Genomic DNA, 15,079 nt, shown 5'->3' on the forward strand with positions numbered 1-15,079 from the left:
ACACGGACAGCCGGGCCTCGCCCGCATCGCGGGATGGGGACACGGGTGGGAACTTCGGGCGGTCGACAGCCGACCACGTAACTGTGACGTGCCGCGCAGGTCGCGGGCCGCCCTCCGGAAAGGTCGTCCAATTATGGTTCTCAGACGTCGCAGGGTCGCGCAGGTCGGCGCCCTCGGGCTCTTCACCGCCGCGGCGGTGGCGCTCACCGGAGCGCCGGCCGCCGCGCACGTCACGGTGAGTCCGTCGGTCACCACCGCCGGCTCGTACACCGTTCTGACGTTCGGGGTGCCGCACGGTTGCGACAAGTCGGCCACGACGAAGGTGTCCATCAAGGTTCCGGAGCAGATCATCTCGGTCACCCCGACGGTGAACTCGAACTGGACCGTGCAGAAGGTGATGGCGGAACTGAATCCGCCGGTCAAGGACAGCCACGGCAACGAGATCACGCAGCGGGTCACCGAGGTGGTCTACACCGCGAAGACGCCGCTGCCGGCCGACCTGCGGGACACGTTCGAACTGTCGCTGAAGCTGCCGGACGCTGTCGGCCAGACGCTGGCCTTCCCGGCCGTGCAGACCTGCGAGCAGGGTGAGACGCCGTGGGTGGAGATGGCCGGCGCCGGTCAGGACCCCGACGAGCTGGAGTACCCGGCACCGACGTTCGTGCTGACCGCGAAGGCCGACGCTGACGGCGCCGAGGCGGCGGTGCAGCCGGTGTCGCAGACCACCGACGAGCCCGCTGGCGGCACCGGTGTGGTCAGTTGGATCGGCCTGGTGCTCGGTGCGCTGGGCCTGGTGGCCGGCGGGCTGGCGCTGCTGCGTACCCGCAGGGCCGCCTGACGGGCGGGCGGCCTTGCGGGTGAGGTCGCGCGGCACGCGGGCGGCGGCGCGGACGGCCTCGGGCGGGTGGGCGCGGCGGGCGTGTGCCGCCGCGCTCGCCGGCCTGCTCGGCCTGTGCGCCGCCGTCGTCCCGGCGGCGCCGGCAGCCGCCCACGCGGTGCTGCTGGGCACCGATCCGGCCGACGGGGCGGTGCTGGCGACCGTGCCGTCCGAGGTCACGCTGACCTTCAACGAGCCGGTGACGGTACGCCCGGACGGGGTCCGTCTGCTCGACGCGGCTGGCGACGAGCTCTCCACCGAGAGTCGGTCGGTGGACACCACTGTGGTCCTGACCGTTCCACCGGACCTTGCCGGCGGCACCTACATCGTGGCATTCCGGGTCATCTCGGCCGACAGCCATCCCGTCTCCGGTGGGTTCAGTTTCGCCGTCGGGGCGCCGAGCAGCGCGGCGGTGGTGGTGCCGGAGAGCCGCCCGAGCCGCGCGCTGGACGTCCTGCGGCAGGCGGCCGAAGCGGTGGCCTACCTGGGCCTGCTGGTCAGTGCGGGCCTGCTGGTTTTCCTGATCGTCCTGCTACGCGCCGAAGCGCCGGTCCTGCGGCGTCGGTTGCTGCGGTTCGCCGGCTGGTCGGCGGGGTTGACCGTGCTGGCCCGGCTGGTGTTGGTGCCTGCCGTGCCCGCCTGGCAGGACGGTCGCGGCCTGACCGGCGTGGTCGACGCGGCCCAGTGGCTGACCGGTCTGTGGTCGGAGGAGGCCTTGAGCTCGGTGCTGGTCGTGCTCGGGCTGAGCGCCGGGTTGTGGGCCATCGCGACCGCCGGGGCGACGACGGCACCCGGGTCCGCTGCCGGGCCGGTCCGACGCGCGGCGCTGACCGCGGTGGCGTTCGCCGGTGTCGCCCTCGCCTGGGGGGCGGTCGCGCTGGTCGGGCACACCCGCACCTACGGTCCGGCCTGGCTGGTCGTTCCGGCCGACGTCCTGCACGTCACCACCGCCGGGGTGTGGCTGGGCGGGTTGGTGGCACTGCCCTGGGCGCTGACCCGGTCTGCGGATCTGGGGGCCGACGCGGCCGCCCGGACGGTGTCCGCGTTCTCCCGCACCGCCGCCGTCCTCGTCGGCCTGCTCGGTGCCGCCGGCCTGCTGCTCGCGTGGCGCATCCTACGGTCCTGGGAAGCGCTCTGGGCCACCTCGTACGGGGTGGCGCTGCTGACGAAGGTCGGGCTGACCGTGGTGGTCCTCGTCGTCGCCGCCCACAACCGGTTCCGCCTCGTGCCCCGCGTCCTCGCCGCCGGTCGGGACGGCGGCTCGGCGGTGGCGTGGCGGCTGCTGCGTCGCACCGTCCGGGTGGAGGCCGCGTTGCTTGTCGGTGTCGTGGTCGCCACCGGGTTCCTGGTCACGCAGAGCCCTGTCGTCGAGGCCGCGCCCCGGCCGGTGGCGGAGGCCGGTGGTGGCCCGTTCGTGGTGGAGGCGCCGCTGGGGCCGGGGCGCGCGGTCGCCCGGTTCACCCCCGGAGAGGTAGGAGTGAACTCGATGGAGCTGGAACTCGTCGACGCCGCCGGTCAGCCCGTGGTCCCGGTGGCGGATCCGAAGCTGACGGTGCTGCTGCCGGCGGTGGACATCGGCCCGCTGGAGCGGACGTTGGCGCGTACCGGTCCGGGCCGGTACGAGGCCGTCGTCGATCTGCCTCTCGCCGGTTCCTGGGTGGTGCAGGCGAGTGTGCGGACGTCCAAGTACGAGAGTCCGATCGCGCGATTCACTGTGGACGTCCGATGATGCCACGGCGATGGGCCCGGGCGGTGGGCGTGGCGGCGACCGTCTCGGTCGGGTACCTGGCGTTGGGTGCGGCACCCGCTGCCGCTCACGTCGAGGTCGCGGGGGCGCAGCCGAACGGTGACGGGACGACCACGTTGACGTTCAGCTTCGATCACAGCTGCGAGGACTCCCCCACCACGGAGCTGGTGGTCGCGCTGCCGGACGGGGTGACCGCGTCCGACACCGTGCCACCGGAGGGCTGGTCCGCCACGGTCGCCGGTGATCGTGTCACATTCACCGGTCCCGGCCGGGAGACCGCCGAGGTGGGGGTGACCGCCCGGATCGTGGCTCGGGCCGGCGACACGCTCCACTTCCCGGTGCTGCAACGGTGCACCGACGGCGGCTCGTACGACTGGATCGACGTCACGGCCGACAGCGAGCATCCCGCGCCGCGGTTGATCGCCACCAACGCCGTGCTCGCCGCCCAGCCGGAGCCGAGCGCCGCGCCGCCGGTCGCGGTGGCCGGCGGCGCGGCGCGGACCCAGGGCGGCGGCGCCACCCTGGGTCAGGCGTCGGCTGTGGTGGTCGTCTTCGTCGCCGCCGCGGCGGTCGCCGGGTTCGTCTCCGTCCGGCGGCAGTGACCAGCCGGCAGCGAATCTGACCTGGCCGGTGCGGGGGTGGTTTCCCCGCACCGGTCAGACGGCCCGGGCGATGCAGATGCGGGCGTCGAGCCGGGGGCCGGCCTCGTAGATCATGTACGAGACGCCACCGTCGGTGCCGAAGGCGGGCGCGGCGACCCGACCGTTGTCCGAGGCGATCGGGGCGTGGAACACCCCGAGGTGGACTTCCCGGTCGAAGTTGTTGCCGACCTCGGTGAGCCGGATCCGGCCGTCGTTGCCGTGGTAGGCGACGTAGCTGGTGCCGTTGCGTTTGAGCAGGTGCGGGCTGGAGATGTCGGTGAGCCCGTCACCGGCGGGTGAGATCAGCGGGTTCGGGGCGAACTGCCACTGGTCCCAGCCGTTCGGTGACCAGCCCCAGAAGATCTTGCGGGTGCCGGGACCGACGGTGTGCGCGCCCATGAAGAGCATGACGTACCTGTTGTTCTTTCCGGCGACGGGGTGTTCGAAGACCCGGGCGTACGAGGTCTCGGTGGTGTTCGGCACCAGGCGCGTGCTCAGGATCGGCGTCTCGTTGGTGAAGGTGATGCCGTCGCGGGACCGGGCCACCCGGGTGGTGGTGTTCTCTCCGTGAAAGTAGAGGAAGAACTCCTTGGTGGGGGCGTTCCACACCACGTGCGGTGAGGAGACGTGGCTGACCGTGGTGGTGGGCAGCACCCGGTCGACGATCGGGTTGCCGGGGTGCTCGGTGTAGGGGCCTTCGAGCCGGTCGGCGTAGGCCAGGCAGATGCCGCCGGGCGCGTCGTGCGGGGCGTAGTAGAGGTAGTACCGTCCGCGGGCCCCGGAGATCTTGTCGTAGACCCCGCGTACACAGGGGAAGATCATCTCGCCGGTGGGGTTGTAGGCCAGCGGCCCGGCGAACGCGTCGCGGACGTAGCGGTAGCTGGGGAAGCCGGCCGGGCCGGCGAAGGCGGGGCCGGCGGCGAGGGCGCCGCCGAACGCGGTGCCGGCGGCCGTGGCGGTGCCGATCAGGGCCGCGCCGCGCAGCAGGCCACGGCGGCTCACCGCGGCGGGTCGGGGTAGGTCTGCGTCGTTCATGGGGTCTCCGATCGTGAGGGAACGCTCGTCGATGGCGGAGCTGGGGATGGCGGGGAGACCGCCCGGCCGGCGGGATGCGGCGAGACGGTGGTGGCGGGGGTGGGCGGTGGCCGCCGCCAACCCACGATTCCAGTGACCGTGCGTGAGATCGCGCTCCATGAGGGAGCGGACCTTGTGATCGATGAGTTTGGGGTGACCGAGAGCTCGGGTCAAGGTGCTAATACGAATTATCACGCCGATTATCGAGAGAACTTTTCCGTTGCCAGGGGTTGACGGCAGGTGGCCACGGGTCGCAGGATTTCACACCAACGTAGCTAATGCGTATTAGCGCAGAAACGATTGGACACGCAACGTGACCGGATCGCGTAGGCGGGTGACCCAGCAGGACATCGCCCGGATGACAGGTGTCAGCCAGGCCACCGTCTCCCTGGTGCTCAACGGTCGCGACGACGGCAGCGTCCGGATCGCCCCGGAGACCAGGGAACGGGTGCTGCTCGCCATCCGGGACACCGGGTACGTCGCCGACCCGGTGGCCCGGCGGCTCGCCGCCCGGCACAACCGGATCCTCGGCGTCTTCACCTACGAGCCGGTGTTCCCGGCCGGCACCGGCGACTTCTACCACCCGTTCCTGGTCGGCATCGAGGAGTCCGCCGAGCGCCTCGGCTGCGATCTGCTGCTGCTCACCAGCGCCCCGGTCACCGACGGTCGGCGGCGCATCTTCCACGACGACAACCGGCTCCGGCTGGCTGACGGTTGCGTCCTGCTCGGCCGGTCGCTGGACCGCGACGAGCTGGGCCGGCTGGTCGCCGAGGGGCATCCGTTCGTGTCGGTCGGTCGACGCGACGACGCGGGTGGACCGGTGCCGTACGTCGGTGCGGACTACGCCACCGCCACCGCCGACATGGTCCGCCGAGCCCTCGACGCCGGGCACTCCAGGCTGGCGTACCTCGGCCAGGGCGCCGGACCGGAATCACACGCCGACCGGTTCGCCGGCTACCGGGCCGCCCTCGGCACGGCCGGACTGCCGGCCCGGCACGAACCCACCGACCGCTCCCCCGCCGACCTGCTGGACGCCCTGCTCCACGCCGGAGTCACCGCCGTGATGGTCGAGGAGTACGCCGACGGTGTCGCCCTGGCCACCGTCGCCGCCGAGCGCGGTCTGACCGTGCCCGCCGACCTGTCCATCCTGGCCCTGGGCGACCCTACCCGGCCGACGACCAGCGACCTGGAGTTCACCGGCTTCCGGATCCCCCGCCGCGAGATGGGGTGGCAGGCCGTCGAGGTGCTCACCGGACTGCTCGCCGCGGTGCCCGGGACCGCGACCCAGCGGCTGCTTCCGTGCCAGCCGGTCGACGGTGTCACCCTCCGGCCGCCCCGGCACTGACCAGCTCCTTCCGGTCGCCACGTCTTGCCCCGGCGACCCTCGACCGACCCCATGAGAGGACCGACCGTGCCCGAGATGCAGGCCGAAGTACTTGTCGTCGGCGGTGGGCTCGGCGGCGTGGCCGCCGCCCTGGCCGCGCTGCGCGCCGGCCGCAGCGTGCTGCTGACCGAGGAGTACGACTGGCTCGGCGGGCAACTCACCAGCCAGGCCGTACCACCGGACGAGCACTCCTGGGTGGAGCACTTCGGTGTCACCGCCAGCTACCGGGCGCTGCGCGACGGCATCCGGGAGCACTACCGACGCTGGTACCCGTTGACCGACCGGGCCCGTCGTACCACCGCGTTGAACCCGGGGGCCGGGCACGTCAGCCGACTCTGCCACGAGCCCCGGGTCGCGGTGGCGGTGCTGGAGGCCATGCTGGCGCCGCACCGGGGGTCCGGGCGGCTGCGGGTGCTCCAGCCGTACCGGCCGGTGGCCGCCGACACCGACGGCGACCGGGTCACCGGTGTCACAGTGGTACACCGGCACACCGGTGAGCGGGTGCACCTGACCGCACCGTACGTGCTGGACGCCACCGAGACCGGCGAGTTGCTGCCGCTGACCGGCACCGAGTACGTCACCGGCTTCGAGTCGCGGGCCGACACCGGTGAGCCGAGCGCGCCGGAGCAGGCCCAACCGACGAACATGCAGGCGGTGTCGGTGTGCTTCGCGGTCGACCACGTCGACGGCGATCACACGATCGACAAGCCGACGGCGTACGACTTCTGGCGGGAATACCGGCCGCCGTTCTGGGGCGACCGGATGCTGTCGTTCCGCTCCCCCAACCCGCGCACCCTGGAAATCTCCGAACGCAGCTTCACCCCCAACCCGGACGACGACCCCTGGCTGGTTCAGGCCGACCAGCGGGTCAATCCCGGCGACGGGAACCTGTGGACGTTCCGCCGGATCGCCGCCCGGCGCAACTTCGTCCCCGGCTCGTACGACAGCGACATCTGCCTGGTCAACTGGCCGATGCTCGACTACTTCGAGCAGCCGGTCATCGACGTGCCCGATCCGGACGCGCGGATCGCGGCGGCCCGGGAGCTCTCCCTGTCGGTGCTCTACTGGCTCCAGACCGAGGCGCCACGCACCGACGGCGGGACCGGTTTTCCCGGGCTGCGGCTGCGCGGCGACGTCACCGGCAACGGCACTGCCGCCACCGGTGGCGACGTCACCCACAGCGGCCTGGCCCAGGCTCCCTACATCCGCGAGTCGCGCCGGATCCGCGCCGAGTACACAGTCGTCGAGCAGGACCTCTCGTTGGAGATCCGGGGAGACAAGGGCGCGGTCAGCTACGCCGACTCGGTAGGTGTCGGGATGTACCGCATCGACCTGCACCCCTCCACCGGCGGCGACAACTACATCGACGTGGCCTCCTGCCCGTTCGAGATCCCGCTCGGCGCCCTGATCCCCCGGCGGGTGGAGAACCTGCTGCCCGCCGGCAAGAACATCGGCACCACCCACATCACAAACGGCTCCTACCGCCTGCACCCCGTGGAGTGGAACGTCGGCGAGGTGGCCGGCCTGCTCGCGGATTTCTGCCTGGCCCGGCGGGTCACCCCCCGCGCGGTGCGCTACACCCCCGGCCTGCTGGCCGATTTCCAGAACCGCCTCGCCGATTCCGGTGTCGAGCTGCGCTGGCCCGACATCGCCGGCTACTGAGGAAGGACATACCTCCATGAGGAACCGGTTGACGGCCGTCGTCGCGCTCACCGCGCTGCTCGGCCTGACCGCCTGCGGTGGCGACTCCGCCGAGTCCGACGGCCCGGTCACGTTGCGGATGACCACTTGGTCGGCGAACGAGGCCCACCTGAAGCTGTTCAACGAGATCGCCGCCGAGTACACCGCCACCAACCCGGACGTCGCCGGGATCACCTTCGACCCGATCCCGTTCGAGAACTACACCACCACGCTGACCACGCAGATCGCCGGCGGCAACCCGCCCGACCTGGCCTGGGTGCTGGAGAACTCCGCCCCGGACTTCGTCACCTCCGGTGCGCTCGTACCGCTCACCGACACCCTCAAGAACACCGAGGGGTACGTCTTCGACGAACTCGCCCCGGCCGCGACGAAGCTGTGGCAGGTCGACGGCGAGCTGTACGCGTACCCCTTCTCCACCTCGCCGTTCGGGGTGTTCGTCAACACCGACCTGGTGAAGTCGTCCGGCGCGCAGAGCCCGGCCGAGCTGATCGCCGCCGGCAAGTGGACCTGGCAGAACGCGCTGACCACCGCGAGAGCGGTGCAGGCGGAGACCGGCAAGGCGGGTCTGGTGGTCCGCGACTTCGACTACAAGGGCTGGGACTTCCTGTCCACCGTGTGGACCGGGTGGGGCGCGCAGGCATGGAGCGAGGACGGCCGTAACTGCGGTTTCAACTCGGCCGAGATGGTCGAGGCGATGACCGTCCTGCACCGGGGGATCTTCGTCGACAAGGCGCTGCCGGGCCCGGGCACCACCGCCGACTTCTTCGCCGGCGACGCCGGCATGACCATCACCCAGATCTCCCGCGCCTCCCTGCTGGACGGGCAGAAGTTCGGCTGGGACCTGGTGCCGCTGCCCGCCGGGCCGAAGGGCGAGTACGCGGTGATTGGCCAGGGCGGCATGGGTGTGCTCAAGCAGGGCCGCAACGCCGAGGCCGCCGCCGACTTCCTGGCGTACCTGACCAACCCCACCAACTCGGCGAAGCTGGCACAGTTCTTCCCGCCGCCGCGTACCTCGCTGCTCACCGCCGACACCCTCGCCAAGACCAACCCGCTGCTGAGCCCGGAACAGTTGCAGAAGGTGGTGATCGACGGGATCGCCGAGGGCGTGGTCAAGCCCAGCCACACCGGCCAGGCCGAGCTGAACCAGGCGGTCCGGGCCGCACTCGACCCGCTGTGGCGCCCGGACGCGGACGTGCGGGGCGTACTCGACGGCGTCTGCACCGCCATCACCCCGCTGCTGGCGAAGTAGGACCTTCGATGTCGGTCCTGACCAGGGACACCGTGGGGCGGGCCGGTGGTCGGCCCGCCCCCACCGGGGACACGCCACGCGGAAGGCGCGGCTGGTGGACGACCCGCCGCCGCGACCAGCTCGCCGGCCTGCTCTTCGTCGCACCGCAACTCGCCGGCTCGGTGCTGTTCGTGCTGATCCCGCTCGGGCTGGTCTTCTGGTACAGCCTGCACGAGTGGAACGTGCTCGCCGGCACCTTCGAGTTCGTCGGCGCGGACAACTACCAGGCCATGGCCGACGATCCGAACCTGCCGTCGGTGCTGCGGGTCACCGGGTTGTTCTCGGTGGGCCTGGTGGCGTTCAACCTCAGCCTGGCCCTGTTGCTCGCGGTGCTGCTCAACCAGCGGCTACGCGGCACCGTCGTGTTCCGGACGTTGTTCTTCTCCCCGGTGGTCGTCTCTCTGGTCGCCTGGACGATCGTGTGGGGGTTCCTGCTTCAGGACAACGGCGGCGTCAACGGGGCGTTGGGCGTGGCCGGCGTGGACGGGCCGAACTGGCTGCGCGGCGACTGGACGGCCCTGCTGTCGGTGATCGTGGTGCAGGTGGTCAAGAACGTCGGACTGAACATGGTGCTCTTCCTGGCCGCCCTGCAAGGGGTGCCGGCTGAGCTGTACGAGGCCGCCCGGGTCGAGGGAGCGAACGCCTGGACCCGGTTCCGGCGGATCACCGTGCCGCTGATCAGCCCGACGATCCTGCTCACCTCGATCATCACGGTGGTCGGTTCGTTGCAGGTGTTCGCCCAGATCGCCGTGCTCACCCAGGGCGGGCCGGGCACCTCGACCACGGTGCTCGTCTACTACCTGTACCAGCGGGCGTTCCAGTTCCACCAGTTCGGCTACGGGGCCACGCTGTCGGTGCTGCTCTTCCTGATCGTGCTGGTGCTCACCGTCGTGCAGTGGCGGATGCGCAGGAAGTGGGTGTTCCATGAACAGTAGGCTCTCCGCCCGGGCCAGGGTCGCGCTCTACGGCGCGCTCTGCCTGCTGGCCCTGCCGTTCGTCTTCCCCACCTGGTGGATGGTCACCTCGTCGGTGAAACCGGTGGGCGACATCTTCGCCTTCCCACCGTCGCTGATCCCGACCGAGGCCAGCCTCTCCGCGTACCGGCGGGTCTTCGAGCTGCAACCGTTCGCGCAGCAGTACTTCAACAGCGGGTATATCGCGGCCGTGGTCACCGTCGGCACCCTGGCGGTCTCGTCGCTGGCCGGGTACGCCTTCGCCCGGATCCGCTTCCGGGGCCAGCAGGTGCTGTTCGTGGTGGTGCTGGTCGGGCTGCTCATCCCCAGTGAGGTGACAATCGTCCCGCTGTTCCGGATGTTCAACTCGTGGGGCATGGTGGACACCCACTGGCCACTGATCCTGGTGCCGATCCTCGGCGCACCGAGCGTGCTGGCCACCTTCATCATGCGGCAGTTCTTCATCACCCTCCCCGCCGAGTTGGAGGAGGCGGCACGGGTGGACGGGCTGGGCCGCTTCGCCACCTTCTGGCGCATCGCGTTGCCGCTGGCCCGCCCGGCGCTCGGCGCGGTGGCGATCTTCACCTTCCTGCACAGCTGGAACCTGTACCTGGAGCCGATCGTATTCCTCTCCACGCCGGAGAAGTTCACCCTGCCGCAGGCACTTACCCAGTTCGTCGACGCCTACGGCGGGCCGATGTGGGACGTGCAGCTGTCGGCAGCGTCGATGACCGCCATCCCGATCCTGGTGATCTTCGTGATCGCGCAACGACAGTTCATCGAGGGTCTGGCCCACACCGGCCTGAAGGGCTGAGGCGACCCGGCCCGCGCGGCCCGATCTGTCGGCCGCGCGGGCGCTGGGACGGAGGCGACCATGGTCGACCCGTTCGACGCCCACCCGGGCAGCCGGGCTGACCCGGACCGTCGGGCGATCCGAAACGGTGTCAACCGGACCGGTCAGAACGGGTGCGGATCCAGCACGCGGTCGAGCAGCTTCCGCTGGCCCAGCGCACGTACGTCCGGATGCCCGCCGCCGAGCCGCTCGACCAGCTCGGCCACCGCCGCTTCCAGTTCGTCCGCTGCCGAGTCCGGCTCCCGCAGGTGGCGAATCAACGCCAGGTTGGCCGCGGCCCGCAGGGTGTCCGGGTGCTGGGGCCCGAGCGCGGTACGCAGCACCTTGCGCAGGTCGTCCATCAGCTCGAAGGCTCCGGCGAGATCCCCGGTGTCCGCCTTGCAGATCGCCAGGTTCATTTGGGCGGCGAGCACGAACGGGTGCTCCGCGGGCAGCACCTCGCCCAGCCCGCCGACGGCTACCTGGGCCGACATCCGGGCGGACTCCCGATTGCCCAGCGCCCGGGCCGTCACCGACAGATTGTTCTCGCAGATCAACGTATGCGGATGTCGCGGACCGAGCAGCGCCCGATAGAGCGCCTGCACCGCCCGCAGTTCCGCCTCGGCTCCGGCGGGGTCGTCGAGCGCCAGCCGGTTCGTCGCCCGGCTGAGCCGGGCAGCCAGCGTGTCCGGGCTGTCCTCCCCGTACGTCGCCCGCAACGTGTCGTACGCGGCGTCGAGCAACTGTGCCGCCTCGGCCGCCCGGCCCACCGTGCGCAGCGCCACCCCCAGGTTCGTCTGCGCACCGAGCGTCGCCAGGGCGTTGGGGCCGGACAGATTTCGATAGTCGGTCAACACCTCCTGGGACTGCACCAGGGAACGGTCGTACTCGCCGGACTCCCGCAGGTCTCGGGCCAGGTTCACGGCCGACGCGAGGGTCCAGTGGTTGTTCCGGCCGAGCATCACCCGGCGCTGGTCGTAAACCTGCTGGTCCAGCCGCTGCGCCTCGGTCACCTTGCCGTTTAGGCGCATCGAGACGGCCAGGTCATTCAACGCCGCCAAGGTGCGCGGGAAGTTCTCACCGAAGTCCCGCGACCACTTTCCGTAGGTCTGCTCGTCCTCGGCCAGGGCATCGGCGTACCGGCCCAGACCTCGCAGGTCGGCGGCGAGCCCACCGGCGGTCATCAGCGCGTCGGCGTGCGTCTCACCGAGCAGTTCCCGCTGTTCGGCGAGGGTTTCCTCGTCGAAAGCATGGGCCTGTTCGAAATGACCCTGTAAACGCAGGATGTTGCCGACGTTGAAGCGCAGCCGCAGCAGCGGCGGGCGCAGCACCTCACGCTCGTCGGGATCGGTGCTCGCCTGGAGCCGGTCGGTCCACGCCCTGAGGATCCGCTCGCCGAGCTCGCGGGCCTGGCCCAGCACACCGCGCAGCCAGATGTAACGCACCCGCTCGACCAGCAACTCCAGCACCGCCGGATCGTCGGAGTCGAGCGCCGCCTGCATGGCGACCTGCGACTCCTCCAGGTGGGGCCAGAGCATCCGGAACCGTTCCCAGCTGTCCGCCACGTCCACGTCGCTGTCCGGCCGGGCCGCGGCCAGGGCGCTGATCACCTGCCGGCGGGTGCTCTGTCGCTCCTGGTCGGTCATCCGGCGCTGGACGGCGTCGCGCAGCAGGCAGTGGATCTCGATCTGCTGCGCTCGGCTGTCGAGCCGCAGCAGTGACAGCCGGTTGATGCGCTGGATCAGTCTCGCGGCACCCGAGCGGGTCGGCACCGACGGGTCGGCCTGCCGCAGCAGGTCTCCGATGCCCCTGCTGTTCAACAGCTCGATGGAGACCTTCACCGACAGCACCGAGCAGATCTCCAGCAGCCGGTATGCGCCGGGCGAGTCCTCCTTCAGCCGGTCCAGCGACGGTCCCCACGTCTCCAGGGCGATGCCGTGCTCGGCCAACGCAACCAGATAGTCGTCCACCGACCCGCCGCTGACGGCCAGCAGTGCACCACCGACGGCGAGGGCGATCGGCAGGTCACCGAGCGCCTCGGCGACGCGGTCCGCGTCCGGCTGGGAGAGGCTGGCCACCTGCCGCTGGAGGTGCTCGATGCTCTCGGCCCGGCTGAACGGGCTGATCTCGATGGTCTCCGCGCTCTCCTCCCAGGTTCGTTCCCGAGCGGTGATGATGACGTGGCCCCGGCCGCCCTGCGGCAGGAACTCCTCGATCTCCCGGTAGTCCGCGACGTTGTCGAAGACCAGCAGCCACCGCGGATAGCGGTCGCCGCGGATCAGCGTGTCGTGCACCTGGCGGATGGCGGTCGGAATGTTCACCGCCTCGGGCAGGCCCATCCGTTGACCGAGTTCGACCAACGACGAGTCGACCAGGGCCTTCGGATCGGCCTCGATCCAGAACACCAGGTCGTACGCCGTCCGGAAGCGATGGACGTACTCCAGGGCGATCTGGCTCTTGCCCACACCACCCATTCCGCGCAGCGCGACAAGCGAGTATCCACGGCTGGCGCCGGCCCGGAGCAGCCGCCGCAACCGGCGCAGCTCACCGTCGCGCCCGATGAACTGGACGTTGGCCACCGGTGTCCTCTGCAACTCCGGGCCGGCACCCGGATAGCGGGACCCGGTCGCCGTAGTCACGTCCGAGCTGTTCAGCTCGACGCGGCCGACCAGCCGCAGCACGCTTGCCACCGCGTCACTCGCCCTGGTCAGCCCGTTGAGGAAGACCGACGTCTCCAGGGTGAACTCCGGTAGTGGCTTGACGTCGTCGACGTACACGGCCAACGGGGTGCCCGAGCCTGGGGTCTCCGACGGCGGCAGCGCGCCCGGCGCGGTCTCCGCGTACGCCGTCGAGACGACGGTAAGTGTCCGGGTCGGCGTGACCTCCCGGCGGACCGCGGGCGACCCCCCGTCGATGACCTGGATGCCGGCCAGGCCGAGGATCCGCTCCACCCACTCCGCCCAGACCTCGTCCTTCGGGGCGTAGCGCAGCAGGATCTCCCCCTGCGGCAGGAACCTCTTGCGCTCGTACTGCGACCGCAGCTGGCTGCGCACGGCATCGTCCAGTCGCGGCAGGGAGCGGACCTCACCGTCGGTTATCGCTGCGGTCAGCCGCTCGTACGCCGACAGCATCGCCCGGTCGGTACCGAACGTCGCCAGCGTCTCCTCGTACGCGTAGTAGGCCACGTACGGCACCTCGACCTCGGCCCAGTAGTCGCGACGGTCGCCCTCGCTCATCCCGGCCGGCAGTCCGGCGAAACGGTGCATGGCCAGCGCCCGGCCGGCATTGGTCTTGTCCTGTTCGGCCAGGTCGACCCGCATCGGTACCGGCAGCACCCGGATCCGCCGGTGGTTGCAGTACCGTTCGGTCACCTCGCGGGCCACCCGGGCCGCGCCTTCGATGCCCTGGTCGCTGAACGTGAAGCAGTCGACAAGCACGTCCGGCAGATGGCTCGTGCAGATGCTGGCCACGTCGCTGAGCCCGGTCCGGCTGTCGATAAGCGTGTAGTCGTAGTTGCGCCGCATGTCCGCGCGCAACGCGTCGATGAACGCCGCACCGCCCAGCCCGTCGTAGAACACGTCCCAGTCCAGGCCACTGATCCCGGCGGCGTAGTCCCGGTTGTGCCGGCCGGCGGAGAGAAAGTCCAGGCTGCCCCCGCTGGGAAAGGTGTAGTTCAGCGAGAACGCGAACCGCTGCACCCGCGCGAACTCCGCCTCCCAACCGTTCGGCAGCAGGCGGCTCTTCGGCAGCCCGTCGGCGTCCTTGGCCGAGGCCCGGGTCTCGAAATCACGGATCATGTCGATGACCCCGCCGGTGCCGGGCAGGACACTCAGGTCGATGAACGGATGGTAGAACCGATGCAGGCCGGGCGACTCCAGATCCCAGTCGGCGACAAGCACCTTCTTACCGTTCGCCGCCAGGATCCACGCCACGTTTGCCAGTGCCATGGTCCGGCCCGTACCACCCTTGAACGAGTAGAACGTGATCACCTGGCCGCTGCGTCCGTCAGTCATCGGTCCTCTTCCGTGCCTGAAAACGTGTTGCTGCCGCCCGACGTTTCGGGCCGACCGAGCTGCGGTCGCCGAACCCGGGGCCGGTCCGACGGCACGACGGGAGAGCAGCCCGTACCGGCCCTCCTGGTGGTACCTCGGTCCGGGGTGCTTTCCGGGACCAACCACTCAAGGCCGTCGGGCGGCTCGCAAGAATCCTCCGGCACCCAGCAGCCGGCAGGATGCAGGTCTCGCGGGTGGGCCGACGGTGGCGACGGGTGATCGCCCAGCTAGCCACCAGATCCCACTCCATCGCGTGGCTGACAAAGAAGAGCGGGGCGAACGGTTGTCCACCACCCCCTGCCATCGCCCAACTGCCGTTCTCCCGCCATCGACCGTGGGTGCCACCCGTCAGTCCAGGGTAAGCACACCGGCACGGACGGGTCTATACCGCTTACTTTCGGTGATGTCCGCGCATTCGGTTGTTGTGAATTCGACCGCGATACTCCGCCAGGGCATGGCCGTACACCTGCCTGTTCCCGGGCGGCGACACGAATCCGAAACGGACGCGCCCCGAGCGATCGTTGCTGATC

10 protein-coding genes are annotated in these 15,079 nt (G+C 70.5%); 8 read left to right on the forward strand and 2 right to left on the reverse strand.

Going from position 1 to position 15,079, the window contains the following annotated elements; all coding sequences use genetic code 11:
* The first annotated feature begins 133 nt into the window (after positions 1-133).
* Genes AB0I71_RS21465 through AB0I71_RS21475 form a run of 3 tightly spaced genes read left to right on the forward strand, consistent with a single transcriptional unit; the run spans position 134 to position 3,226 of the window.
* A complete protein-coding gene (locus AB0I71_RS21465; protein WP_357587216.1) occupies positions 134-838 on the forward strand; it encodes a YcnI family protein in 705 nt (234 codons plus the stop codon).
* Between the two features lie 19 nt (positions 839-857).
* Positions 858-2,606 carry a copper resistance protein CopC gene (locus tag AB0I71_RS21470; RefSeq protein ID WP_357587218.1) on the forward strand — a complete coding sequence of 583 codons (1,749 nt, stop codon included), beginning with the start codon at positions 858-860 and terminating at the stop codon, positions 2,604-2,606.
* Complete coding sequence (locus AB0I71_RS21475; RefSeq protein ID WP_357587220.1) at positions 2,603-3,226, forward strand: DUF1775 domain-containing protein; 624 nt, start codon at positions 2,603-2,605, stop codon at positions 3,224-3,226. The genes AB0I71_RS21470 and AB0I71_RS21475 overlap by 4 nt, the downstream gene beginning before the upstream one ends.
* Positions 3,227-3,280: 54 nt before the next feature.
* Here the strand turns inward: AB0I71_RS21475 and AB0I71_RS21480 are convergent, their stop codons facing one another.
* Complete coding sequence (locus AB0I71_RS21480; protein WP_357587222.1) at positions 3,281-4,300, reverse strand: hypothetical protein; 1,020 nt, start codon at positions 4,298-4,300, stop codon at positions 3,281-3,283.
* A gap of 373 nt (positions 4,301-4,673) precedes the next feature.
* Between AB0I71_RS21480 and AB0I71_RS21485 the strand changes: the two genes are divergently transcribed.
* The 5 genes from AB0I71_RS21485 to AB0I71_RS21505 all read left to right on the forward strand — a co-directional run bounded on the left by AB0I71_RS21485 (position 4,674) and on the right by AB0I71_RS21505 (position 10,479).
* On the forward strand, positions 4,674-5,684 hold the full coding sequence (locus AB0I71_RS21485; RefSeq protein WP_357587224.1) for a LacI family DNA-binding transcriptional regulator: 1,011 nt from the start codon (positions 4,674-4,676) through the stop codon (positions 5,682-5,684).
* 75 nt (positions 5,685-5,759) lie between these two features.
* A complete protein-coding gene (locus tag AB0I71_RS21490; protein ID WP_357587273.1) occupies positions 5,760-7,385 on the forward strand; it encodes an FAD-dependent oxidoreductase in 1,626 nt (541 codons plus the stop codon).
* 16 nt (positions 7,386-7,401) lie between these two features.
* Positions 7,402-8,673 carry a sugar ABC transporter substrate-binding protein gene (locus tag AB0I71_RS21495; protein WP_357587226.1) on the forward strand — a complete coding sequence of 424 codons (1,272 nt, stop codon included), beginning with the start codon at positions 7,402-7,404 and terminating at the stop codon, positions 8,671-8,673.
* Positions 8,674-8,681: 8 nt separating this feature from the next.
* Positions 8,682-9,647 carry a sugar ABC transporter permease gene (locus AB0I71_RS21500; RefSeq protein WP_357587228.1) on the forward strand — a complete coding sequence of 322 codons (966 nt, stop codon included), beginning with the start codon at positions 8,682-8,684 and terminating at the stop codon, positions 9,645-9,647.
* A complete protein-coding gene (locus AB0I71_RS21505) occupies positions 9,637-10,479 on the forward strand; it encodes a carbohydrate ABC transporter permease (RefSeq protein ID WP_099845402.1) in 843 nt (280 codons plus the stop codon). Before AB0I71_RS21500 ends, AB0I71_RS21505 begins: the two co-directional genes overlap by 11 nt.
* A 143-nt stretch (positions 10,480-10,622) precedes the next feature.
* On the opposite strand, the gene fxsT is transcribed toward AB0I71_RS21505, so the two are convergent.
* Complete coding sequence (gene fxsT, locus AB0I71_RS21510; RefSeq protein ID WP_357587231.1) at positions 10,623-14,510, reverse strand: FxSxx-COOH system tetratricopeptide repeat protein; 3,888 nt, start codon at positions 14,508-14,510, stop codon at positions 10,623-10,625.
* Positions 14,511-15,079 lie beyond the last annotated feature (569 nt).

It is taken from the genome of Micromonospora sp. NPDC049891 (assembly GCF_040660295.1).
GTDB lineage: Bacteria > Actinomycetota > Actinomycetes > Mycobacteriales > Micromonosporaceae > Micromonospora.

Bases quoted from the DNA above. Each gene is read 5' to 3' on its own strand.
- AB0I71_RS21465 (WP_357587216.1), top strand. From the start codon at position 134: ATGGTTCTCAGACGTCGCAGGGTCGCGCAGGTCGGCGCCCTCGGGCTC.
- AB0I71_RS21475 (WP_357587220.1), top strand. From the start codon at position 2,603: ATGATGCCACGGCGATGGGCCCGGGCGGTGGGCGTGGCGGCGACCGTC.
- AB0I71_RS21480 (WP_357587222.1), bottom strand. From the start codon at position 4,300: ATGAACGACGCAGACCTACCCCGACCCGCCGCGGTGAGCCGCCGTGGC.
- AB0I71_RS21490 (WP_357587273.1), top strand. From the start codon at position 5,760: ATGCAGGCCGAAGTACTTGTCGTCGGCGGTGGGCTCGGCGGCGTGGCC.
- AB0I71_RS21495 (WP_357587226.1), top strand. From the start codon at position 7,402: ATGAGGAACCGGTTGACGGCCGTCGTCGCGCTCACCGCGCTGCTCGGC.
- AB0I71_RS21500 (WP_357587228.1), top strand. From the start codon at position 8,682: ATGTCGGTCCTGACCAGGGACACCGTGGGGCGGGCCGGTGGTCGGCCC.
- AB0I71_RS21505 (WP_099845402.1), top strand. From the start codon at position 9,637: ATGAACAGTAGGCTCTCCGCCCGGGCCAGGGTCGCGCTCTACGGCGCG.
- fxsT (WP_357587231.1), bottom strand. From the start codon at position 14,510: ATGACTGACGGACGCAGCGGCCAGGTGATCACGTTCTACTCGTTCAAG.